25 protein-coding genes are annotated in these 20040 nt (G+C 66.7%); 3 read left to right on the top strand and 22 right to left on the bottom strand.

Going from position 1 to position 20040, the window contains the following annotated elements; translation table 11 throughout:
- Positions 1 to 10: 10 nt before the first annotated feature.
- Genes ccsB through J3E61_RS13020 form a run of 7 tightly spaced genes read right to left on the bottom strand, consistent with a single transcriptional unit; the run spans position 11 to position 6246 of the window.
- Complete coding sequence (gene ccsB, locus J3E61_RS13050) at positions 11 to 961, bottom strand: c-type cytochrome biogenesis protein CcsB (protein WP_210083824.1); 951 nt, start codon at positions 959 to 961, stop codon at positions 11 to 13.
- Complete coding sequence (locus J3E61_RS13045; protein ID WP_210085535.1) at positions 958 to 2502, bottom strand: cytochrome c biogenesis protein ResB; 1545 nt, start codon at positions 2500 to 2502, stop codon at positions 958 to 960. Before J3E61_RS13045 ends, ccsB begins: the two co-directional genes overlap by 4 nt.
- A gap of 23 nt (positions 2503 to 2525) precedes the next feature.
- Positions 2526 to 3296, bottom strand: coding sequence for a cytochrome c biogenesis protein CcdA (locus J3E61_RS13040; RefSeq protein ID WP_210083823.1), 771 nt, complete (start codon positions 3294 to 3296; stop codon positions 2526 to 2528).
- Positions 3293 to 3889 carry a TlpA family protein disulfide reductase gene (locus tag J3E61_RS13035; protein WP_210083822.1) on the bottom strand — a complete coding sequence of 199 codons (597 nt, stop codon included), beginning with the start codon at positions 3887 to 3889 and terminating at the stop codon, positions 3293 to 3295. Before J3E61_RS13035 ends, J3E61_RS13040 begins: the two co-directional genes overlap by 4 nt.
- A complete protein-coding gene (locus J3E61_RS13030; RefSeq protein WP_210083821.1) occupies positions 3886 to 4494 on the bottom strand; it encodes a histidine phosphatase family protein in 609 nt (202 codons plus the stop codon). Before J3E61_RS13030 ends, J3E61_RS13035 begins: the two co-directional genes overlap by 4 nt.
- On the bottom strand, positions 4491 to 5807 hold the full coding sequence (gene hemL, locus J3E61_RS13025) for a glutamate-1-semialdehyde 2,1-aminomutase (protein ID WP_210083820.1): 1317 nt from the start codon (positions 5805 to 5807) through the stop codon (positions 4491 to 4493). Before hemL ends, J3E61_RS13030 begins: the two co-directional genes overlap by 4 nt.
- Before the next feature lie 52 nt (positions 5808 to 5859).
- Positions 5860 to 6246: a nitroreductase family deazaflavin-dependent oxidoreductase gene (locus J3E61_RS13020; RefSeq protein WP_210083819.1), complete on the bottom strand. Its 387-nt coding sequence runs from the start codon at positions 6244 to 6246 to the stop codon at positions 5860 to 5862.
- A 23-nt stretch (positions 6247 to 6269) separates the two neighbouring features.
- Here J3E61_RS13020 and J3E61_RS13015 point away from each other — a divergent pair, with 23 nt between their 5' ends.
- Positions 6270 to 6650, top strand: a complete 381-nt coding sequence (locus tag J3E61_RS13015) for a nitroreductase family deazaflavin-dependent oxidoreductase (protein WP_192725486.1) — start codon at positions 6270 to 6272, stop codon at positions 6648 to 6650.
- Here the strand turns inward: J3E61_RS13015 and J3E61_RS13010 are convergent.
- The 14 genes from J3E61_RS13010 to J3E61_RS12945 form a co-directional block, all read right to left on the bottom strand.
- Complete coding sequence (locus tag J3E61_RS13010; RefSeq protein ID WP_192725487.1) at positions 6647 to 8017, bottom strand: cytochrome P450; 1371 nt, start codon at positions 8015 to 8017, stop codon at positions 6647 to 6649. The genes J3E61_RS13015 and J3E61_RS13010 overlap by 4 nt on opposite strands.
- Positions 8014 to 8499, bottom strand: coding sequence for a pyridoxamine 5'-phosphate oxidase family protein (locus J3E61_RS13005; RefSeq protein WP_192725488.1), 486 nt, complete (start codon positions 8497 to 8499; stop codon positions 8014 to 8016). Before J3E61_RS13005 ends, J3E61_RS13010 begins: the two co-directional genes overlap by 4 nt.
- Before the next feature lie 45 nt (positions 8500 to 8544).
- Positions 8545 to 8901, bottom strand: coding sequence for a hypothetical protein (locus tag J3E61_RS13000; RefSeq protein ID WP_192725489.1), 357 nt, complete (start codon positions 8899 to 8901; stop codon positions 8545 to 8547).
- Positions 8902 to 8945: 44 nt separating this feature from the next.
- Positions 8946 to 9542 carry a TetR/AcrR family transcriptional regulator gene (locus J3E61_RS12995; protein ID WP_210083818.1) on the bottom strand — a complete coding sequence of 199 codons (597 nt, stop codon included), beginning with the start codon at positions 9540 to 9542 and terminating at the stop codon, positions 8946 to 8948.
- Entirely contained in the window at positions 9529 to 10383 is an 855-nt protein-coding gene (locus tag J3E61_RS12990; RefSeq protein WP_210083817.1) for a DUF2236 domain-containing protein, read from the bottom strand. The genes J3E61_RS12995 and J3E61_RS12990 overlap by 14 nt, the downstream gene beginning before the upstream one ends.
- A 148-nt stretch (positions 10384 to 10531) precedes the next feature.
- Positions 10532 to 10756, bottom strand: coding sequence for a hypothetical protein (locus J3E61_RS12985; protein ID WP_210083816.1), 225 nt, complete (start codon positions 10754 to 10756; stop codon positions 10532 to 10534).
- Complete coding sequence (locus tag J3E61_RS12980) at positions 10753 to 11244, bottom strand: DUF3093 domain-containing protein (protein WP_210083815.1); 492 nt, start codon at positions 11242 to 11244, stop codon at positions 10753 to 10755. The genes J3E61_RS12985 and J3E61_RS12980 overlap by 4 nt, the downstream gene beginning before the upstream one ends.
- Positions 11241 to 11615, bottom strand: a complete 375-nt coding sequence (locus J3E61_RS12975) for a hypothetical protein (protein WP_192725494.1) — start codon at positions 11613 to 11615, stop codon at positions 11241 to 11243. Before J3E61_RS12975 ends, J3E61_RS12980 begins: the two co-directional genes overlap by 4 nt.
- A gap of 21 nt (positions 11616 to 11636) precedes the next feature.
- Positions 11637 to 12056: a hypothetical protein gene (locus J3E61_RS12970; RefSeq protein ID WP_210083814.1), complete on the bottom strand. Its 420-nt coding sequence runs from the start codon at positions 12054 to 12056 to the stop codon at positions 11637 to 11639.
- A 25-nt stretch (positions 12057 to 12081) separates the two neighbouring features.
- Complete coding sequence (hemB, locus tag J3E61_RS12965; RefSeq protein WP_192725496.1) at positions 12082 to 13059, bottom strand: porphobilinogen synthase; 978 nt, start codon at positions 13057 to 13059, stop codon at positions 12082 to 12084.
- A 15-nt stretch (positions 13060 to 13074) separates the two neighbouring features.
- Positions 13075 to 14745, bottom strand: coding sequence for a bifunctional uroporphyrinogen-III C-methyltransferase/uroporphyrinogen-III synthase (locus J3E61_RS12960; protein ID WP_210083813.1), 1671 nt, complete (start codon positions 14743 to 14745; stop codon positions 13075 to 13077).
- Positions 14742 to 15695, bottom strand: a complete 954-nt coding sequence (gene hemC / locus J3E61_RS12955) for a hydroxymethylbilane synthase (protein WP_210083812.1) — start codon at positions 15693 to 15695, stop codon at positions 14742 to 14744. The genes J3E61_RS12960 and hemC overlap by 4 nt, the downstream gene beginning before the upstream one ends.
- A 3-nt stretch (positions 15696 to 15698) precedes the next feature.
- Complete coding sequence (locus J3E61_RS12950; RefSeq protein ID WP_192725499.1) at positions 15699 to 17042, bottom strand: glutamyl-tRNA reductase; 1344 nt, start codon at positions 17040 to 17042, stop codon at positions 15699 to 15701.
- A 64-nt stretch (positions 17043 to 17106) separates the two neighbouring features.
- Complete coding sequence (locus tag J3E61_RS12945) at positions 17107 to 17364, bottom strand: glutaredoxin family protein (RefSeq protein ID WP_210083811.1); 258 nt, start codon at positions 17362 to 17364, stop codon at positions 17107 to 17109.
- 38 nt (positions 17365 to 17402) lie between these two features.
- On the opposite strand from J3E61_RS12945, the gene J3E61_RS12940 reads away from it, so the two are divergent.
- Together J3E61_RS12940 and J3E61_RS12935 are read left to right on the top strand one after the other, a co-directional pair.
- Positions 17403 to 18311 (top strand): HAD-IB family hydrolase, encoded by a 909-nt coding sequence (locus J3E61_RS12940; RefSeq protein WP_192725501.1) that lies wholly within the window; start codon positions 17403 to 17405, stop codon positions 18309 to 18311.
- 74 nt (positions 18312 to 18385) lie between these two features.
- A complete protein-coding gene (locus tag J3E61_RS12935; protein WP_192725502.1) occupies positions 18386 to 18925 on the top strand; it encodes a MaoC family dehydratase N-terminal domain-containing protein in 540 nt (179 codons plus the stop codon).
- 16 nt (positions 18926 to 18941) lie between these two features.
- Here J3E61_RS12935 and J3E61_RS12930 read toward each other — a convergent pair whose 3' ends face one another.
- Entirely contained in the window at positions 18942 to 20036 is a 1095-nt protein-coding gene (locus J3E61_RS12930; RefSeq protein ID WP_210085534.1) for an acyltransferase family protein, read from the bottom strand.
- Between the last annotated feature and the right edge of the window lie 4 nt (positions 20037 to 20040).

Genomic DNA, 20040 nt, shown 5'->3' with positions numbered 1-20040 from the left:
CCTTCTGGAATCAGCCGACCCCAGCGTACGAATGCAAGCCGACGGTCACCAGGTTGATGAAGAACAGGTTGAACACCATCGCGACGAAGCCGACGACGTTGATCCAGGCCGCCTTCTTGTCGCGCCACCCCGCCGTCGAGCGGGCGTGCAGGTAGGCCGCGTAGACCACCCACGCGATGAACGACACCGTCTCCTTGGGGTCCCAGCCCCAGTAGCGACCCCAGGCCTCCTCAGCCCAGATGGCGCCGAAGATGCCGCCGAAGCCGAACACCGGGAACGCGAAAATGGTTGTGCGGTAAGCGATCCGGTCGAGCGTCTGCGCGTCGGGCAGCCGTTGCACAAACGCGTTGTCGGGGAGGCACATCTTGAGCAGGAACAGGATGCTGGCCACCCCGGCGACCAGAAACACGCCCGAGCCGAGGCTGACCACCGACACGTGGATCGGCAGCCAGTAGGACTGGAGCGCGGGCATCACCGGTGCGGCGTTGGTGTAGAGCCAGCGGCCCGACACGGTCAACAGGATCAGCACCGGCACGAGCACGAACACCCACAGTGCGCGGTACTGCGGCTTGCGCAGCACGATCGCGCCTGCGACGAGCCCCGAGAAGCACGTCAGGTTGATGAACTCGTACATGTTGCCCCACGGCACCCGAGCCGTGGCCAGGCCGCGCAGCGCTATACACAGCAGCAGCAGCCCGATGCCGACATAGACCAGGGCCAGGCCGGACTTGCCTGCGCGTTCGTCGAGCGGACGCTTCGGTGCTTCGGCGACGACGCCTGGGGTGGCGCTGTCCGCGCCAACGGTTGCTCCGACCAACTCGCGGGCTTCCACCTTGCGGCCGCGGCTGTAGGCCAGCTCGACGGCGAGTAGCACCATCGCGCCCACCAGGACCACCACCGACGAGGTGAACGCCCAGTCGGAGTAGCGGGCCAACCCGATGTCGACATGCTCGGTATTCATACGGTCTCCTTCGACGGCTGGACGTCGGCGTCCAGCAGACGCTGCGTCAACCGCTCGAACTCGTCGCCCCAGCCGGAGTTATCGGTGCGCGCCAAGCCGCCCAGCTCGACGCTTACCGTACCTGCACCTGCGGGCGTCAGCCGAACCCAGACCCGCCTGCGCCGCACCACGAGCGACACCAGCAGACCGGCCATCATCGTCAGGGCGAAAACCAGCACCCAGATCTGTGCAGGGTCGTGGGAGACCTGCACGTTGATGAACGGCACCGCGCCGTCGAACCGGACGATGGTGCCGTCGTCCAGCCGAGTGTCCTGACCGGCTTTCAGGTTCACCCGCGCCTTCTTGGTGAGCCGCTTCTGCTCGACGAGCGCCGGGTCCAACGAGAACAACGATTGCGGCTTGCCGGTGTCCAAGCCGGTGTCGCCCTTGTAGATGTCGATGGCGACGGCCGGGTCGTTCAAGGCCGGGAAGCTCGAGGACAGCAGGGCCCCGTCGAGCTGTTCGGTCGGCGCGAACAGGCCCTGGATCGCGATCTGGCTTTTCCGTCGTTGGTCGGCATTGGGATAGCTGCCGCCGGGCGGATCGAAGCGCATGGCCCCCGACGACAGCATGGTGATCTGGCTTTCCGGCCGGAACTGCAGTGTCTGCGTGCGGGTCTGCCCGTCGGGGAACGTGACGGTGAACGTCGGCGCGTAGCCGTGGCCCTGCAGGTAAACCCGATCACCGCCGACCCGCAGCGGCTCGTTGACCTTCAGGTGATAGGGCCGCCAGGTGTCTGAATTCAGGTCGGCGCCTGCCTGGTAGTCGATGTTGGCTGCGAAGCTCACCGCCTGACCGCTCGGCATATAGTGCGCCTGAAAGTCGTTGACGCGCAAGCAGATCGGATACAGCGAGGTGCCGTCGACGGTGTTGCCCGCACGGAAGGAGTCGAACGCCGCGGGCGAGGCCGAGCAGAAGCCGGGACCTCGGTCGGCGATGACGATGACGTTGCCCTCGTAACCGAACAGCTTTCCAGCCGCCACTGCGACGAGCAGGCCGAGCAGCGAGAAGTGGAAGACGATATTGCCGAACTCGCGCAGATAGCCCTTCTCCGCGCTGATCTCCACGCTGTCGCCGTCCTTGCGAACGGTGCGGCGCCAGCCCTTGAGACGGGCCGAGATCGTGTCGGTCAGCTGCTGCGGCTCCCCGGAAACCTCAGCGGTGTGGTGCTTGGGCAGCCGGCTCAGGTTGCGGGGGGCGGCGACCGGGGTGGCGCGCAGGCTGCGGACATGCTCGATCATTCGCGGGGTCAGACAGCCAACCAGCGAAATGAACAGCAGCACATAGATCGCGGTGAACCAGAAGCTGGAGAACACGCTGAAGGCCTGCAGCCGGTCCAGCCAGGGGCCGATGGTCGGGTGCTCGGCGATGTACTGCTCGACCTTGAACTCGTTGAGGCTGCGCTGCGGCAGCAGGGCGCCGGGAATGGCGCCGAGCGCGAGCAGGAACAGCAGCACTAGAGCGGTGCCCATCGACGTCAGGGTCCGCCAGGTGTTGCGCATCAGCGCGAGCGGGGAAACCGTTCTCATATCGGCAACGTCACATCGCTGACGAACGCGTCGCGCACCCAGGACACGAAGTCGTTCCACAGGCCGGTTACCAGCGCGGTGCCGACGAGGATCAGCAGCACTCCGCCGAAGATCTGGATGGCGCGGGTGTGCCGGCGCAGCCAGCCAAGGCCCTGCACGGCGCGTGCGGAGCCAAAGGCCAACAACACGAACGGGATTCCCAGTCCGAGGCAGTAGGCGATGACCAGTGCCACACCGCGCGCGACGCTTGCGCCGTCGGTCGCCGAGGCCACCGCGATCACTCCGGTTAGGGTCGGCCCGAGGCACGGCGTCCAGCCCAGCCCGAACACCGCACCAAGCAGCGGTGCGCCGCCGAGCGTCGAGATCTGTTTCGGCGTGAACCGGGCGTCGCGCTGCAGCAGCGGGACGAACCCGACGAACACCAGACCCATCACGATCGTGAGCACCCCGCCGATGCGTTGCAGCAGAAGCTGATTGGTGATCAGCGTGGTGGTCATCCCGAGCACGGCCACGGTACCGAGCAGAAACACGGCGGTGAAGCCGGCGACGAACAACAGCGCCGCACCGGTTACCCGCAAGCGTGCGGTGCGCACGGCCACGCCCCCAGGCTGTTCTTCCACCCCGACCACGGCGGCCAAATAGGACAGATAGCCCGGCACCAGGGGCACCACGCACGGTGAGGCGAACGAGACAAACCCCGCGAGGATGCTGACCCCGAGCGCGAGCAGCAGGGGCCCGGCCGCAGCGATCTCAGTGAACCCGGTCATGTCTTCGGTTCCGGTTCGGCCGCAAGCCTTTCCACGACCGGCTGCAGATCCTCGGCGAGAAGTTCGCGCAGAAACACCGCGGCCACCCGGTGCCGACGGTCGAGCACGACGGTCGACGGGATCACCGTGGCGGGGAATTTACCGCCGAATGCGATCATCGTGCGCATCGGCGGGTCGTAGATCGATGGAAACGTGACCTTGCGGTCGACGATGAAATCCTTTGCGGCATCGCGGTTGTTGTCGCGGACGTCGATGCCGAGAAACGCCACACCCTCGGCACGGGTGGCGTCATACACCTTCTGCAGCTGGGTGATCTCGGTGCGGCAGGGCCCACACCATTGGCCCCATACATTGACCACGACGACCTTGCCTGCAAAGTCGTCGAGCGAAATCGTCTTGGCAGAGTCCATCAGCTCGGGGCCGGCCAACTTGCCTGGGCGACCCCGGCTTTCGGGTGGATCGTAAAAGATGTCGGTCTTACCGCCCGGCGCAACGAACTCGAACGTGCCACCCTGGGCGACAGCGTCGTCACCGGTGGAGCAGCCAGCGAGCGCGACGATCGCCGCGCTTGCCAGGACCGCCAGCCACTTCACTGCCCGGCCAGCTCCGCGTATCCCCAGCCGACGTAGGTATCGCCGCGGAAATAGAAGGACGTCACCGACGCCAGGTTGCACATCCGCCGGGTCGGGAAGTGGTGCAGCGTCTGGCCGGTCATGGCCCTGCGCAGCGTCTCCACCGGCAACTGATGGCTGACGCAAACCGCTTCATGTCCCGCCGCCTTGATCCGCGCCCGGTGCACCGCCGCGGTCATTCGAGTCGCGATCTCGCTGTACGGCTCGCCCCAGGACGGCGTCCGCGGATTGCGCAGATACCACCAGTTGCGGGGGTCGCGCAGGGCACCGTCACCGGGTGAGACACGTTGACCCTGAAAGATATTCGTCGACTCGATCAGCTCGTCGTCGGTGTCGATCGGCAGGCCGAGTTTGGTAGCCAGCGGCTGCGCCGTCTCCTGCGCCCGCTCCAGCGGCGACGCGACGACATAGACGACGTCGCGCAGTGCCAGCCAGTCGGCAACGGCCTGTGCTTGGGCCCGGCCACGCTCGGAGAGGTGGTAGTTGGGCAGCCGGCCGTACAGGATCTTGTCGGGGTTGTAGACCTCGCCGTGCCGCATCACGTGCACAACTGTCTTCTCGCTCATTGAGGCTTCGTCGCTTCCGCAGCGGCGCGAGCGGCACGTGGCAGCGCGTCGGCGATGCGCTCGAACGCCTCGTCGTCCAGAGCGGTTGAGACGAACCACGTTTCGAATGCGCTTGGCGGCGGGTAGACACCTGCGTCAAGGAGGGCATGGAAGAAGGCCGGGAACCGCCAGGTTTCGGTGGCGCGGGCGGCCGCGAAGTCGTGGACGGGCTCGTCGGTGAAGAAGACGCTGAGCATGTTTCCTGCGCGCTGAACCTGGTGCGCTACACCGGCTTCTGTCAACGCTTTGCCCATCAGCACGGCCAGCCGGTCGGCATTGGCGTCCAGCGCGGTATAGGCGGCGTCGTCGGCCGCGCGCAGAGTGGCGAGGCCGGCGGCCATCGCGACGGGGTTACCCGACAGCGTGCCTGCCTGATAGACGGGGCCCAGCGGCGCGAGCCGCTCCATCACCTCGGCGCGGCCACCGAACGCGGCGGCGGGCAGACCACCGCTCATCACCTTGCCGAAGGTGAACAGGTCGGCGTCGACGGGATCCACGCGGTACCAGCCGGATCGGCTGACCCGGAAGCCCGTCATCACCTCGTCGGAGATCAGCAGCGCACCGTGGTCGGCGGTGATGCGGCGCAGCGCCGCGTTGAAACCCGGCAACGGCGCCACCGTGCCCATGTTGCCGGGGCTAGCCTCGGTGATGATGCAGGCGATCTCGTCACCGAACTGTCCGAACACCTCTTCCACCGCGGGAATGTTGTTGTACGGCAACACAATCGTGTCGGCGGTGGCGGCGCCGGTGACTCCCGGCGAGGACGGCAGGCCGAGCGTCGCGACACCGGATCCCGCGTCGGCGAGCAGCGCGTCGCTATGGCCGTGATAGCAGCCGGAGAACTTGATGATCTTGGCGCGGCCGGTGAAGCCGCGGGCCAGCCGGATCGCGCTCATGGTGGCCTCGGTGCCGGAGTTGACCATCCGGAGCCGCTCCACAGGGGCGACGCGACCGATGATCTCGGAGGCGAGTTCGGTCTCCGAGGGCGTCGGCGCGCCGAAGGACAGGCCGTCGGCGGCGACGCGCTGGACCGCTTCGACCACGGCGGGGTGGGCGTGGCCGAGGATCATCGGCCCCCACGAGCACACCAGGTCGACGTAGCGGTTGCCGTCGGCATCGGTCAGCCAGTAGCCGGAGGCAGAGGTGATGAACCGCGGGGTGCCGCCGACCGAGGAAAAGGCCCTGACCGGTGAGTTCACCCCGCCGGGGATGACTGCGCACGCGTCGGCGAACAGCGCAGCGGAGGCTGCCGTCGACAACGGGGTGCTGTGCATGACCACCAGTGTTCCAGCCCGGCGGATCGGGTCAACTACAGGGTGTAGTGGCTCAGCCCTTGGGTGTGACGACGAACACCGGGTGATCGGCCTCGCGCGGCAACCGCTTGAAGTAGCCCACCACGGCATGGCCGGCCTTCTGCCGGTAGGCGGCCAGAACCGGCTGGCGGTCCTGCTCGGGAATCTCGCGTGCGACGTAGGCCGTCGAACCGATCGTCACGTTCGGGTCGGCGCGGACGTTCTTCACCCACTCGGATTCGCCGCGGGTGGAGACCAGATACTTGGCGCCGCCCACGTCGACGGTGATCACTGGAACTTCTTGGGCTTGCTTGCTGCGGCGCCGGGTCACAGTCAGCTTTTCGGTGTTGCTCATCCCCGTGGCGACGGCGATCTTGTTGAACACCGCGCGGGTGAACCATCCAGGCTTGAGGTAGGCCATGAGCTACGAGTTTGATGGTCGTCATGCAATTACCGCAATGGCTGGCACGGTTCAATCGGTACGTCACCAACCCGATCCAGCGGATGTGGGCGGGGTGGGCGCCGACGATGGGCATTCTCGAGCACGTCGGCCGGAAGTCGGGCAAGCCCTACCGGACGCCGTTGACGGTGTTCCCGACCGACGACGGGGTGGCCATCGTCCTCACATACGGCCCGAATCGGGACTGGCTGAAGAACGTCGTGGCCGCCGGGGGTGGCCGAATCAAGCGCTATGGCAAGACATTTCAGCTGAGTGACCCACGAGTGATGCCGAAGACGCAGGCGGCGCCTGCAGTGACAGGTTGGATGCGGCCGCTGTTCGGCCTGCTGCCGTTCGAGCAGGCGGTGCTGCTGAAGCGCGTCTAGCTTCGCGGACGCACCTCGGCCCAAATGGGTCCGTCGGCGACGGTGGTGAACGGCACCTCACACCGGAATTCCTTGTCGGTGGACCGGATTTCCAAGGCCCTGACGATGGTTGCCAGCGCAAGCGTGGTTTCCAGCCTCGCGAAGTGCTCGCCGATACACGGCCGTCCCCCGCCGAGAAACGGGAGGAACTCCCACCGATTGCGCGCCTTCGTCTTCTCGGGGCTGAACCGGTCGGGATCGAAGGTCATCGGGTCTGGCCAGATCGCCGGATCATGGTGCAGGCCATAGATTCCCACCGCGATGAGACTGCCCGCCTCCACCCGGTAGCCGTCCACCGCGATGTCCCGCGTCGCCAACCGCCCGACCCCCGCTGCGGGCGGACACAACCGCAACGACTCGTGCAGCACCTGCACGGTGTACCCAAGCCGGGGGACGTCGTCGGGCGTCAGCTCCCGATCGCCGATCGCGGCGGCCTCTGCTGCGACGCGCGCCTGGATGTCAGGGTGGTGCCCGAGAATCCACAGCGAGTAGGTCAACGCCGTAGCAGTGGTGTCGTGTCCCGCCAGCATGAAGATCAGCAGGTCGTTGGAGATGTCGTCGTCGGAGAGGTGCTGCCCGGTTTCCGGATCGGTAGCCGCGATCAACGCCTGCACCAGCGGAGCGTCACGCGTGGGATCCTCGCGGCAGGCGTGCACCATCTCGTCGGTGATTTTGCGCATCGCCCTGACGGCCGTCCGGGCCTTGCGGCGCGCGGGCGTCGGCAGCCACCGCGGTGCGTGCACGGGGCGCAACGCGCGGTCCGCCGTGTAGGACGACGCGACATGCATGCACCGGGCAATGGTCTCTGCTCGTTCGTTGAGATCGATGCCGAGAACCGAACGCCCCAGCGACTGCATCGCGACCTTGCGACATTCGACGTCGAGGTCCACCTCACCACCGTCCGGCCAGCGGTCCACGAATTGCTGTGCAGCCCTGGACATGTGGCCGCCGAAGTTTCGGACGTTGTGCTTGGTGAATACGGGTTGTAACGCACGCTTGCGCGGACGCCACTGCAGGTTGGGCAGGACGAACAGGCTGTCGCCTGCCATGTTCTGCACTTCCTCGTGAATGATGCACCGCTCGGAGGACGCGTCGCTGCGGCTCAATACGTCGCGCATCGCGTTCGGCGACATCACCGCCACGATCGGCGGAAAGAGCCACTTCGGTCCGAACGAGATCCGGGTGATGGGCCCACCGGCGTCGCGAATCACTTCCTGCCCGGTGTCGAGCCTGCGCACCAGCTTGACCAGCTTGCGCAGCGGCAGCGGATTCCTCGGCGTCAAAGGCAACGAACTGACGTCGGTCGCTTCGCTGGTTGTCAGATTCACTTCGCAGTCCAGGTGAGGGTTTCGCCTTCACCGTTAATCATCGCCGTGCCTGGCATCACCCGCAGGCGATATGGGCTCAATCGCAGGGCGGCGAACTGATCCGATGTCGGTCCGTCCGCCCACATCGGGATGATGCGCGGGTCGTAGCCGACGGGCGCGGGGCCGTTCGCGAATTTGTTCCAGACGGCGGTACGGGTCTCGTCGTCGTGATACCACTCCACCAGGCACTCGGCGCTGCACGTGTCGTGGTTGGTGGTCCAGTAGCTGACCGCCATTTCCGGATGAACGGCGAGATGCGCCTTCTTCACCGGGCTGGGCACCGTGGCGATCCAGCCGAACAGGTCGGTGCCGTCCCACTCCCAATACGGATGGAGGATGCGCGTGCGGGGCCGACTGTTTTCGTCGACCGTGGCGACGGAGGCCCACACGATCGAGTGGGCCATCTCGATGAAAGCCGGGGCGATTACCTCAAGCGATGTCACGCCTTGCAACCCTAGGCATCAGCACACGCGCCCGGGCTGGAAGGTTCAGGACTCCTGGAGCTTGCGGAATTCCTCGGTGTTGCGGTATTCCACGTTGCCCTCTTCGGCGGTGGTTTCGACCTTGCCCTTGTCCTCGTCGTCGACCCACTCGGTGACGGCGGTTCCGGAGACCGTGCCGCCGCTGCCGGGCAGGGTGGTGGTCTGGAGGTCGTCGTTGTAGGCCTGGGCTTGCCTCTTGGCCTCTTCCTTGTGCTCGTCAGTGACCTCGGGCTTCTCGGTCATTTTCGGTTCTTCGGAGTTTTCGGTTGACTCAGCCTGTCGCCGTTGTTCGCGGACATCAGGCTGCCCACCCTGTTGCTGCTGTTCTGACTCGCCGGTGCGTTGCTCTTGTTCGGTACCCATGGCTACGGGCTGCCCGAAGGTCCGCGTTACGAAACGCAGGGCAGCTAACCAGCCGGTACTGCCCGCAGCGCAGCAGGGAGGCTCGGCAGGAAGTGCTGCGTGGCGAAGGCGCGGATGTCGTCTGCGGTTTCCAGCGGTTGCGCGCTCGGCAGCAGCAACACCATCGCCGCGTATCGCAGGATGGTGTCGGCCAGCTCGAGCACCGCCTGCTCTCCGATCCGCTCGGCGAAGCCGGCCGGGAAGATCACCCGCAACGCTTCGGCCATGCGCTCGATCGCCGCGCCGTAGTGCTGGCCGGCCATCTCGAGGAGCAGGCCCGGCTCATCGGTCATCATGCGGTCGAGCACCCGGTGCCTGCGAAACTTCAGTATCGACAATGTAAATGCTTCGACGTAGTAATTCGACTGCGGCGCAGACTGTTTCAGTTCGGCAGCGATGTCGGCGAACAGCCGGACGTTCTCACGTTCGATCACTGCCGCGACGAGTTCGTCTTTGTTGGCGAACCGCCGGTAGATGGTGGTGCGGCTGACCCGCGCCCGGCGTGCGACGTCGTCGAGGGCGACCCTGCGAAAGCCATGCTGTTCGAACTCGACGACGGCTGCGTCGAGGATGGCCTCCAGCGTGGAATCAACCCCTGGCATAGCCCTTTAGCGCATAACCGTTGTAGCGCAGCCGCATTGGCAGATGATCCCACACCCAATTAACGGGCTTCGAGCGCCATAAGGCGGCGAAGCGCTGATAGCGACGCTCCTGGCTCTCACTCCAGGGCAGGCCGAGCAGATCGCGGGCGCGTGGCGGCAGCCCGCCAGTCGTCAGGAAGGCGGCGACCGGATCGAATACGACCGCGACGAGGCGCCACACGACCGGCGACATTCCCTTCGGGCAGGGGAAACCCTTCGTCACGTAGCCGACGCCGTACTTGGCGGTCGGATGCGCAACCATGACCTCGTTCATCATCCGATCCCAATACTGTTCGAAATCAGCGTAATTCGCTGGCATCGGTCGATCGCTGACGCCGTAGCGGCGATACCACGTCTTGGATTCGAGGTAGATCTGCTCCTTCTCGTCCTGCGTCAGCCGCTTGACGAACGTGTCGGCGAAGTAGAGCACCTGCTCGACGAAGGTGGCGTGCGCCCAAAAGTAGGTGTCGGGATCGAGTGCGTGGTAGCGGCCGCCATCCGGCATGTCGCCCTTCACATGGTGGTGGAAGTCGCGGACCTGCGTGCCTGCATTGGCGTCCTCGGAGCCGTAGACGGTGTTGAAGATCGGCGGGATGGTCCGCTTGAGCCGCTCGGCGGTGTCTGCGAAGAACGTGGAGTGGTCGAGCACGCCCTGGCCGAGTTCGGCGAGCATGTTCTGCAGCACCGCGGGACGCGGGCCGATCAGGTACATGCGGTTGTCGCCGAAGTAGCGCCAGACCAGCGAATCCGGGCCGAGCGGTAGGGCGTCTGTCGCTGTGGGGTGCTCCGCAAGCTCCGTCATGTGCAACAGTGTTACAGATTTCGAACTTTGTACCAATCGGATGTGGCGAGGCCCACAGTTGGCGCGGAACGGCGCGACCGACCCCTTTTGCACGTCGATGTACGGCGTGTCGGTGTACAAACACGGCCGCTCGCGAAGATGGGTGAGGTCAGCGGCGGCGCAGCGCGGCGATGCCGAGTACGGCCAGCACCCCTGCGACCGTCGCCAGCAGCAACGACAATCCCAGCAGCGGCGGGCTGTAGACCACCGACGTCGTCTGGGGTTCGCCCTCCAGCACCGGCGCCACCACGACCGTCGAACTGGCGGCCAACCAGCTCAGCACGCATCCGATCGCCGCGGCGACCGCCAGCAGCAGCTCGATCCGGGCCCTCATGACGCCCGTTCGGGCGGGATGCGCTCTTCAACGAGACGGGTCAGCGCCGACCGCAGCATCTGGTGCTTACGCGCCCATGCCTGGGCGGTTCGATCGTTCGTGAGCCGCAGGCCGATGCCCGTGCGCCCGCGCGGCACACCGGTGAGCTCGCCCAGTGCGCGCGCCGACATCCATTTCTGCTCGTCCGGTCCGGTCGGCTCCGGATAAATCCGCACGATGTCGTCGATACGGAGGCGTTCGGTGCCTTGGCGCAGGTAGTCGGGCGTCAACTCCACCGAGGTGTGGATACGCGCGGCCTTCACCTGAATCCAGAGAAATCCGGACACCAGCGCGAAGAAGATGCCAGGCACCAACAACTGGATGCCGTAGCCGGCCGACAGTTGGATCAGCGCCATGGCGATACCGGCGCCAGGGCCTGCCGACAACCACCACCAGCTCGCGCCCTGCTCGTAGAACAGCACCTCGGGTTCCGCGCCGGTGTCCGTCATTGCGGCTCCTGCTCGGGCGCCGTTGCGCTCGGCCGGGTGATCAGCACGGTCCCGGCGACCAGAGGGAACACCGCCAGCAGCGTGATGCCGTTCGTCAGACGGAAGAGCGCCGCGACAGCGACCAGCACGACGATGGTCAGCGCCAACGCCAACGCGGCCCGCCGATAACGGGTGTCGCCGCCCCGGCTGCGTCCCGCCAGAAACGCCAGCGCGGCGCCCGCGAGCGCAAAAATGACACCCGCTCCTCGAAAGGCCACGGGCATGTGCAGCGAAGCGGCGATCAGACCACCGAGGAGGAGAAGAAAAGACGCTGCTACCCAGCACCAGAATGCGGCGGTGACGACACGCGGTCGCGACTGTGGGGCTGTCATGTCCCGGTCAGCCTAACGGTCTCATCTGGTGAAGAAGGCGTGGGCATCCTTGCGGTGTAGCAGGAACACACCGCCGACGATCAGCACAGACCCGACGATCGCGGTGACCGCGAAGCCGACGGCCGCCGCGGTGGGGCGGGCCACGGAGAACAGGTTGCTGGCTGTGTAGACCACCGACGCGACGCCGCCACCCGTCAAGAACGTGCGCGCCCACCGGTATCCGTGCCTCATCAAGATCAGGAACGTCAGGACAACCGCGGCCAACACGACGACGAATACGACCGAGATCGCCGACACGATCGTCGGCTGATGACTGTCGGTGACCACCAGGTCGATGACGTAACCGATGACCATCAGCGGCAGCGCCGCCACCCACAGCCAGAATCCGGTGTCGACGTCCAGCGGCCTGGCCCGCTCGGTCGTCTTCTGGGGCTGGGTCATATGTCGCCGGCCCTGCGGCTCTGCGTCACGCCAGCCAGCCGGCCACGTCTGCGGCCCAGTACGTCAGCACGATGTCGGCGCCCGCGCGTCGAATGCCCGTCAACGTCTCCAGTGCCACCGTCTGCAGATCGATCCAGCCGTTCGCAGCCGCGGCGCTGATCATCGAGTACTCGCCCGAGACCTGATACGCCGCAACCGGCACCGGCGAGACCTCGGCGGCGGCGCGCACCACGTCGAGGTAGCTCATCGCAGGCTTGACCATGATGATGTCGGCACCTTCGGCGATGTCCAACTCGATCTCGCGTACCGCCTCGCGAGCGTTGGCCGCGTCCTGCTGATAGGTCCGACGGTCACCGCTCAGGCTGGACGCCACGGCCTCACGGAACGGGCCGTAGAACCCCGATACGAACTTGGCCGCGTAAGCCAGGATCACGGTATCCGGGTGACCCGCGGCGTCAAGGCCGTCGCGGATCGCCGCGACCTGGCCGTCCATCATCCCGCTCGGGCCGACGACGTGCGCGCCCGATTCTGCTTGTGCGACAGCCAATTCCACGTATTTGGCGTTGGTGGCGTCGTTGTCGACCCGACCCGCGGCGTCCAGTACTCCGCAGTGGCCGTGATCGGTGAATTCGTCGAGGCAGGTGTCGGCCATCAGCACGGTGTCCTCGCCCAGATCCTTGGCCAGATCGCGCAGCGCGACGTTGAGGATGCCGTCCTCGGCAATCCCTGCCGAACCGACGGCGTCCTTGTCCTCGTCGCGCGGGATGCCGAACAGCATCAGCCCGCCGACACCTGCAGCCACCGCATCGGCGGCCGCGCGGCGCAGGGAGTCCCGCGTGTGCTGGACAACGCCCGGCATCGAGGCGATGGCGCGCGGCTCGTCGACGCCGTCGGCGACAAACATCGGTAGCACCAAATGCCTTGGCTCAAGCGAGGTTTCCGCTACGAGCCGGCGCAGCGCAGGAGTCGTCCGGAGCCTGCGGGGACGGTGGCGTGGGAACACTGGGCCCCTTTCGGTTTACCGCCGGCGGCTCTTCTTGCGCGGCGGCGGCAGCGCACCCTCGGCGCGCAGCCGCGCGGCGTGCTCGGCCAGCGCATCGACCAGCGGACCGACCGCGGCGACTTCGGGCTGCACATCGACGCGCAGGCCGAATTCCGCTGCTGTCTCAGCGGTTTTCGGACCGATGCAGGCGACGATGGTGCGCGCATGCGGCTTGCCTGCGATACCGACCAGGTTTCGCACCGTCGAACTCGACGTGAAGCAGACCGCGTCGAAACCACCGGTCTTGATCATTTCGCGGGTCGACGCGGGCGGCGGCGCCGCGCGCACAGTGCGATAGGCCGTGACGTCCTCGATCTCCCAGCCACGTTCACGCAGCCCCTCGGCCAGCGTCTCGGTTGCGATGTCCGCCCGCGGCAACAGCACCCGGTTCACGGGATCGAAAACGTCGTCGTAGGGCGGGAACTCATCAAGTAAGCCCAGCGACGACTGCTCGCCCGAGGGCACCAGCTCCGGGTTGATGCCGAAGGCGCGCACCCGGTCGGCCGTGGCCTGTCCGACGCACGCGATCTTCACCCCCGAGAACGCACGCGCGTCAAGGCCGAACTCGTTGAACTTCTCCCACACCGCACGCACCGCGTTGGTGGAGGTGAACACCACCCACTGGAACCGGCCGTCGACCAGACCCTTGACCGCGCGCTCCATCTGCGCGGGGCTGCGCGGCGGCTCGACCGCGATGGTCGGCACCTCGACAGGCAATGCACCGTGCCCGACCAGCTTTTCGCTCATCTCGCCCGCCTGGTCCTTGGTGCGCGGCACCAGCACGGTCCAGCCGTACAGGGCGCGACTCTCCCACCAGTTGAGCTTCGCGCGGTTGGCGACGGTTTTACCGATGGTCGCCACCAGCGGGCCGGCCAACGGACCGGCAAGCTCGCTGCCCGCAGGCCTGTCCAGCACTGCCTTGTCGAGCAGGCCCGCGAGAGTTGTCTCGACCGAACGCTGTTGGCACGTCGTGCCATTGGCGGTCACGACGGTCGGCGTGGTGTCGACCAGCCCGTGCTCGATAAGCGTGCGCGCCGCATCAGGAAGGTGAGATGCGGTGGCGTGCAAGATAAGTGGGCCCGGCGCGGCGGCCAGCGCCGCCCAGTCCACGTCACCACGGACATCGGCGACGGTGTGCGCCGACCCAAGCGGCAGCCCCGCATACGTCGGCACCGCGGTGGTGTCGGGCAGTCCCGGAACGATTTCGAAGTCCAGGTGCGTCTTGGCCAGCGCGGTCACCTCGGTGATCACCGCGTCTACCGACAGCGGGTCACCCGCGACCAGACGGACCACGTCCACGCCGGTGCGGGCTTCGGTGGCCAGTGTCTTGGCGACCTCGGCAGGGTCACCCAGCGCGGGCCGGATGTCGGGGCCGCCGGGGATCGCAGGCGTATCAGCCGGCGCGTCGGCATCGGTATCGGCCGCTTTCGGCGCTTGGGCCGGCTCGGGTCCCGACGGCGGCGGCAGCTCAGAACCCGCAATGGCGAGCACAGCTTCTGGCACGTCAGGATCGGTGAAGACCAGCGCAGCGTTGGCGAGCACTGTTCGCGCCCGTGTCGTCAGCAGCCCGGGATCGCCCGGCCCGGAGCCGACGAAGGTGATGCGGCCGGGCTTTGTCTTACGCCCTCGGCCCGAGTGCCCAGTCATTTCTCTCTCCCAGCCTCGGCCAACAGATCGCGCGCCCCCAGCTCGAACAATTCCGCGGCCACCGAGAGCCCCAGCTCTCGTGCCCGATCGGGTGTCCCGATGCCGGACGCACGGATCACGTCGGATCCGTCCAGCGTCGCCACGCAGCCGCGCAGCGACAGCTCTTCGAAGACGCGACCGTCCTCATCGATGGACTCGACCACCTCGGCGATCGCCCCCACCGGTGCGGAACAACCCGCCTCCAGTTCGGCGAGCAGGACTCGTTCAGCGGTGACCGCGGCGCGCGTGTCGGCGTCGTCCAACTCCGCCAGCAGCGCGGCGAGCTCGGTGTCGTCTGCGCGGCACTCGACCGCGAGCGCACCTTGAGCCGGCGCTGGCAACATCTGCACCGGCTCGAGAGTCTCGGTGACATCTGCCAGCCGCCCGATGCGGGCCAGTCCCGCCCGTGCGACCACGATGCCGTCGAGATCACCATTGCTTACCCTGTTCAACCTGGTATCAAGGTTGCCTCGTAGGGGGCGGATTTCCAAACCGAGACCCAATGCTCTAAGCTGCGCGGCCCGGCGCGGGCTCGACGTGCCGATCACGGAGCCGACGGGCAACTCTCCGAGCACCATCCCGTCACGGGCCACCAGGGCGTCCCTGGCGTCCTCGCGTGGGGGTATCGCGGCGATCACGAACCGGGGGTCGGGCGCCGTCGGCAAATCCTTGTAGGAGTGCACGGCCATGTCGACCTGACGCTCGTCGATGGCCTCGCGCAGTGCCGCGGTGAACACGCCGATGCCGATGTCGACGATCGGACCGGTGGACCGGTCGCCTTCGGTGGAGATGATGACCAGCTCGGCGGCATGCCCTTTGGCGGCCAGCGCGTCTTTGATGGCACCGGCCTGGGTCTTGGCCAACAGGCTGCCCCGGGTGCCTATCCGGATTACTTCGTGCCTAGTGCTCAAGCGCTACTCGGTCTTGTCGAGATCTCTTGTGACCAAAGGTAATTCGGGCCCGGCGACGGCATCGACTGCCTGCTGGTCGAGTTCGAACAGCTCGCGCAGCGCCTCGGCGTAGCTGTCGCCGCCAGGCGCGCTGGCCAACTGCTTGACCCGCACGGTCGGCGCGTGCAGCAGCTTGTCGACGACGCGGCGCACGGTTTTGGCGACCTCGTCACGGTGCGCGGCGTCGAGCCCTGGCAGCCGGTTGTCCAGCCGCAGCAACTCGGCCTCGACCACGTCGGCCGCACGCTGCCGAAGAGCCGTCACGGTAGGGGTGACCTCGGCCATCCGCTGTCCGGCCAGGTAGCTGGCAACCTCGGCGGCGACGATTGCGCGGGCCGCGTCGGCGTCCGAAGCCGCGGCGCGGGCCGACGGATCGCGCTGGATGCGGTCCATGTCGACGACGAAGACGCCGGGCAGGCCCGCGACGGCGGGATCGACGTTGCGCGGCATGCCGAGATCGCAGATCACCAGTTGCTTGGGCTCCTGCCCGTGCGCCAGGCCCCGGTGCACGTCGGCGAGTGAAACCACCGGGCGCACGGCGCCGGTGCAGCTGACGACCACGTCGGCATCGGTGAGCACAGGGGTCAGGTGGTCGAACGGGAATGCGTCGGCGCTGATGTCGAGCTCGCGGAGCTTGTCGGCCAGCCGCTTGGCGCGGGGCAGCGTCCTGTTGACGATGTGGATGCGTTCGACGCCCGCGCGGGCCAATTGCTTGGCGGCCAGCGCGCCCATCGCGCCGGCGCCGACGACGACCGCCGAGCGGCCCGCCAAGCCGTCCAGCTTGCTATCCGCCAACCCAAGGGCCACCGACACCACGGAGGCGCCTGCCGCGTCGATGCCGGTCTCCGAATGCACCCGCTTGCCGACGGAAAGCGCGCGCTGGGCCAGCTCGTGCAGTGTGCGGCCGACGGTGTGGTTGGCCTCGGCGGCGGTATAGGCGCGGCGCACCTGCCCCAGCACCTGCGCTTCGCCGATCACCGCGGAGTCAAGACCGCTGGTCACGGCGAACAGATGCTCGACGGCCGCTTCCGCGTACCGGACGTAGGCGTATTTGGTCAGGTCGTTGAGCGACATTCCGGAGTGCTCGGAGAGCACCGAACCGATCACCGAGAGGCCACCGTGGAACGCCTCGACGACGGCGTACACCTCGACGCGGTTGCAGGTGGACAGCACCATGGCTTCGGTCACGAGCGAGGATTGCAGCACCTGCTCGACGATCTTGGCCTGATCGGCTTCATCAGTGCTGAGTTGCTCGAGCACCGACACCGGCGCGCTGCGGTGCGAAACCCCGAAAAGCAACACGCTCACGGCTTGTCCACCACGTCATCCAAGGTAATGGCTGAGCAGCTGGCCTACCAAATTTGCTCAGGTCTCATCGGCTCGCCAGATCAGCCCTCAGCCGGGGTTCGTCGACCTCCCAGTAACTGTGCTCGGCGCCGTCCAGCAGCACCACGGGCAGCCGGTCGCCGAATTCGGCACGCAGCGCGGAATCCCCTGCCGCCGCAGCCACGTCGACGTCGGTGATGCGCAATTCGAAGCCCAACTCGTCGGCCAGTTGCCGCAACCGCGTGGCCGCCGCGGTACAGATCGTGCAGCCATCCCGTGTGAGCAATTCCACGCGCCCGTTCACCCCGCAAGTATGACTACCCGCTGCCTTACTGTTGATCCGTGTCCGAAAGCGGGGGAACCGACGTCGAGGCCAGCCTGGAGGCCAAGGAACAGCAGGTGGCCGGTGAGGCGAGCGCCGAGGCGGCCGTCACCGATCTCGCGGTCGAAGCTGCCACCACGCCTCCCCCGCCGCCGCCCGACCTGACCGCGGCGGCGTTCTTCGACGTCGACAACACCTTGGTGCATGGCTCCTCGCTGGTGCACTTTGCCCGCGGGCTGGCCGCCCGCAAGTACTTCACCTACGGCGATATGGGCCGATTCATCTACGCGCAGGCCAAGTTTCAGCTTCTCGGCCGGGAGAACAGCGACGACGTGGCCGCCGGCAAGACCAAGGCGCTTTCGTTCATCGAGGGCCGCTCGACCGCCGAGTTGGTTGCTCTCGGCGAGGAGATCTACGACGAGATCATCGCCGACAAGATCTGGCCGGGCACCCGCGCGTTGGCACAGATGCACCTTGATGCGGGCCAGCAGGTGTGGCTGGTCACCGCAACGCCCTACGAGTTGGCCGACACGATCGCAAGGCGGTTGGGCCTGACCGGCGCGCTCGGCACCGTCGCCGAATCGATCGACGGGGTGTTCACCGGTCGGCTGGTCGGCGACATCCTGCACGGCAGCGGCAAGGCGCACGCCGTGCGGTCGCTGGCCATCCGCGAGGGTCTCAACCTCAAACGCTGCACGGCCTACTCCGACAGCTTCAACGACGTGCCGATGCTGTCTCTGGTCGGCACGGCCGTCGCGATCAACCCCGACGCCGACCTGCGCGATCTGGCGCGCGAGCGGGGCTGGGAGATCCGCGATTTCCGCACTGCGCGCAAGGCTGCCAGGATCGGAGTGCCTTCAGCACTGGCGCTCGGTGCGGTCGGCGGCGCGTTGGCAGCGATCGTTTCCCGTCGCCAGGACGGTGCCTAGCACGCTGCCGGAGGCGGCGATCCGGCGCTGATAGGCTCGCGCCGCTAACACTTAGAACGGAAGACGAAGCCAGCATGGGCATCGCTGACAACATCATCGGAACCCACTTCCGCTACCCCGACTACTTCGAGGTGGACCGGGAGAAGATCCGCGAGTTCGCGCGCGCCGTCAAGGACGACCATCCCGCGCACTACAGCGAGGAGGCCGCCAAAGAGTGCGGCTACGACGCCCTGATCGCGTCGCTGACGTTCCTGGCCGTCGCCGGCCGCAGGGTGCAGCTGGAGCTCTTCAATCAGTTCGACGTGCCGATCAACATGGAGCGGGTGCTGCACCGCGACCAGAAGATCGTCTTTCACCGACCGATCCTGGCGGGAGACAAGCTGTTCTTCGACTCCTACCTCGATTCGGTGACCGAGTCGCACGGCGCGGTGCTCACCGAGATCCGCGGCGAGGTGACCGACGAAAACGGTGACCCGGTTCTGACGAGCGTCGTCACCGTGATGGGTGAGGCGCAGTCTGACACCGAGGCCGACGAAGTCAGCGCGAAGATCGCAGCTGCCCGCGACGCCGCGATCGCGAAAATGGTTGCTGGGCAAAGCTCTAAACAGAGCTGAACCGAACGAGAACCCCTCAGCCGAGGAACATGTTGCGGCGGTTTGCCAGCAGTTGGTACAGCGTCTGCTGAATGGTCTCGCGGACCTGGTCGGTCAGCTCGAACGTGACCATCGGATCCTCGGCCGCAGACTCGTCGTAGTCGGCGGTCTCGATCGGCTCGCCGAACTGGATGTGCCACTTCGAAGGCAGCGGCACCATGCCGACCGGCCCCGCAAGCGGGAACAGCGGCGTGACCGGGAAATACGGCAAACCGAACAGCCGGGCCAGCAGCTTCACGTCGGCGATCATCGGGTAGATCTCCTCGGACCCGACGATCGAGCACGGCACGATCGGCGCCTTGGTCCGAAGCGCCGCCCCGACGAAGCCACCCCTGCCGAACCGCTGCAGCTTGTAGCGATCCTTGAAGTGCTTGCCAAGACCTTTGTACCCCTCGGGGAAGACGGCGGTCAGCTCGCCCGCCGCCAGCAGTCGGTGCGCGTCTTGCGTGCACGCCATGGTGTGGCCCGCCTTGCGCGCGGCCTGACCGAGCATCGGCATGTCGAACACCATGTCGGCGGCGAGCAGGCGCAGGTCGCGGTGGGTGGGGTGCTTGTCGTGCACGGCCACCGCGGTCATCAATCCGTCGAACGGCAACACGCCTGCGTGGTTGGCGACGACGAGGGCCGCACCCGTGCGCGGCAGGTTTTCAATCCCGCTGACTTCAACGCGGAACCACGAGTTGAAGAGCACGCGCAGCAAAGGCAAAAAGATTGCGTCGTTGAGGTGTGGGTCGAAGCCGAACTCGTCGACGGTGTAGTCGCCCATCATCCGCTTGCGAACGAACTCGGCGATCGAGGCGATCCGCTTGGCGAGTTCGGACGGCGTCTCTTCGACGGGCGCGCTGCCCGAGACGGTGCCGCGCCGCTGGTCGATTTCGCGGACGACCGCGGCGATCTGCTCGGCCGAAGCGCGCCCACCGGAGTCTGTGAGCAGTGAGGGATGTCGGCGCGACCCTTCAGCGCGCGCGGCAGCAGCGCGGCGCCCAGCCGACGATCGGCTCGAATTAGAATGCAGCGGAATGACTTTGGCTTTGGGCTCGCCCGCCACGTTGTTACCTTCTCCCCACCCGATTTGA

The sequence above is a fragment of the Mycobacterium sp. OAE908 genome (assembly GCF_017872775.1).
GTDB lineage: Bacteria > Actinomycetota > Actinomycetes > Mycobacteriales > Mycobacteriaceae > Mycobacterium.
This window is presented reverse-complemented; position numbering and strand designations above follow the sequence as displayed.

Bases quoted from the DNA above. Each gene is read 5' to 3' on its own strand.
- J3E61_RS12990 (WP_210083817.1), bottom strand. From the start codon at position 10,383: ATGACGGAGCTTGCGGAGCACCCCACAGCGACAGACGCCCTACCGCTC.
- J3E61_RS12970 (WP_210083814.1), bottom strand. From the start codon at position 12,056: ATGACCCAGCCCCAGAAGACGACCGAGCGGGCCAGGCCGCTGGACGTC.
- J3E61_RS13000 (WP_192725489.1), bottom strand. From the start codon at position 8,901: ATGGGTACCGAACAAGAGCAACGCACCGGCGAGTCAGAACAGCAGCAA.
- J3E61_RS12935 (WP_192725502.1), top strand. From the start codon at position 18,386: ATGGGCATCGCTGACAACATCATCGGAACCCACTTCCGCTACCCCGAC.
- J3E61_RS12975 (WP_192725494.1), bottom strand. From the start codon at position 11,615: ATGACAGCCCCACAGTCGCGACCGCGTGTCGTCACCGCCGCATTCTGG.
- ccsB (WP_210083824.1), bottom strand. From the start codon at position 961: ATGAATACCGAGCATGTCGACATCGGGTTGGCCCGCTACTCCGACTGG.
- J3E61_RS13020 (WP_210083819.1), bottom strand. From the start codon at position 6,246: ATGGCCTACCTCAAGCCTGGATGGTTCACCCGCGCGGTGTTCAACAAG.
- J3E61_RS12985 (WP_210083816.1), bottom strand. From the start codon at position 10,756: ATGAGGGCCCGGATCGAGCTGCTGCTGGCGGTCGCCGCGGCGATCGGA.
- J3E61_RS13045 (WP_210085535.1), bottom strand. From the start codon at position 2,502: ATGCGCAACACCTGGCGGACCCTGACGTCGATGGGCACCGCTCTAGTG.
- hemL (WP_210083820.1), bottom strand. From the start codon at position 5,807: ATGCACAGCACCCCGTTGTCGACGGCAGCCTCCGCTGCGCTGTTCGCC.
- J3E61_RS13030 (WP_210083821.1), bottom strand. From the start codon at position 4,494: ATGAGCGAGAAGACAGTTGTGCACGTGATGCGGCACGGCGAGGTCTAC.
- J3E61_RS13015 (WP_192725486.1), top strand. From the start codon at position 6,270: ATGCAATTACCGCAATGGCTGGCACGGTTCAATCGGTACGTCACCAAC.
- J3E61_RS13040 (WP_210083823.1), bottom strand. From the start codon at position 3,296: ATGACCGGGTTCACTGAGATCGCTGCGGCCGGGCCCCTGCTGCTCGCG.
- J3E61_RS12980 (WP_210083815.1), bottom strand. From the start codon at position 11,244: ATGACGGACACCGGCGCGGAACCCGAGGTGCTGTTCTACGAGCAGGGC.
- J3E61_RS12995 (WP_210083818.1), bottom strand. From the start codon at position 9,542: ATGCCAGGGGTTGATTCCACGCTGGAGGCCATCCTCGACGCAGCCGTC.
- J3E61_RS12960 (WP_210083813.1), bottom strand. From the start codon at position 14,745: ATGACTGGGCACTCGGGCCGAGGGCGTAAGACAAAGCCCGGCCGCATC.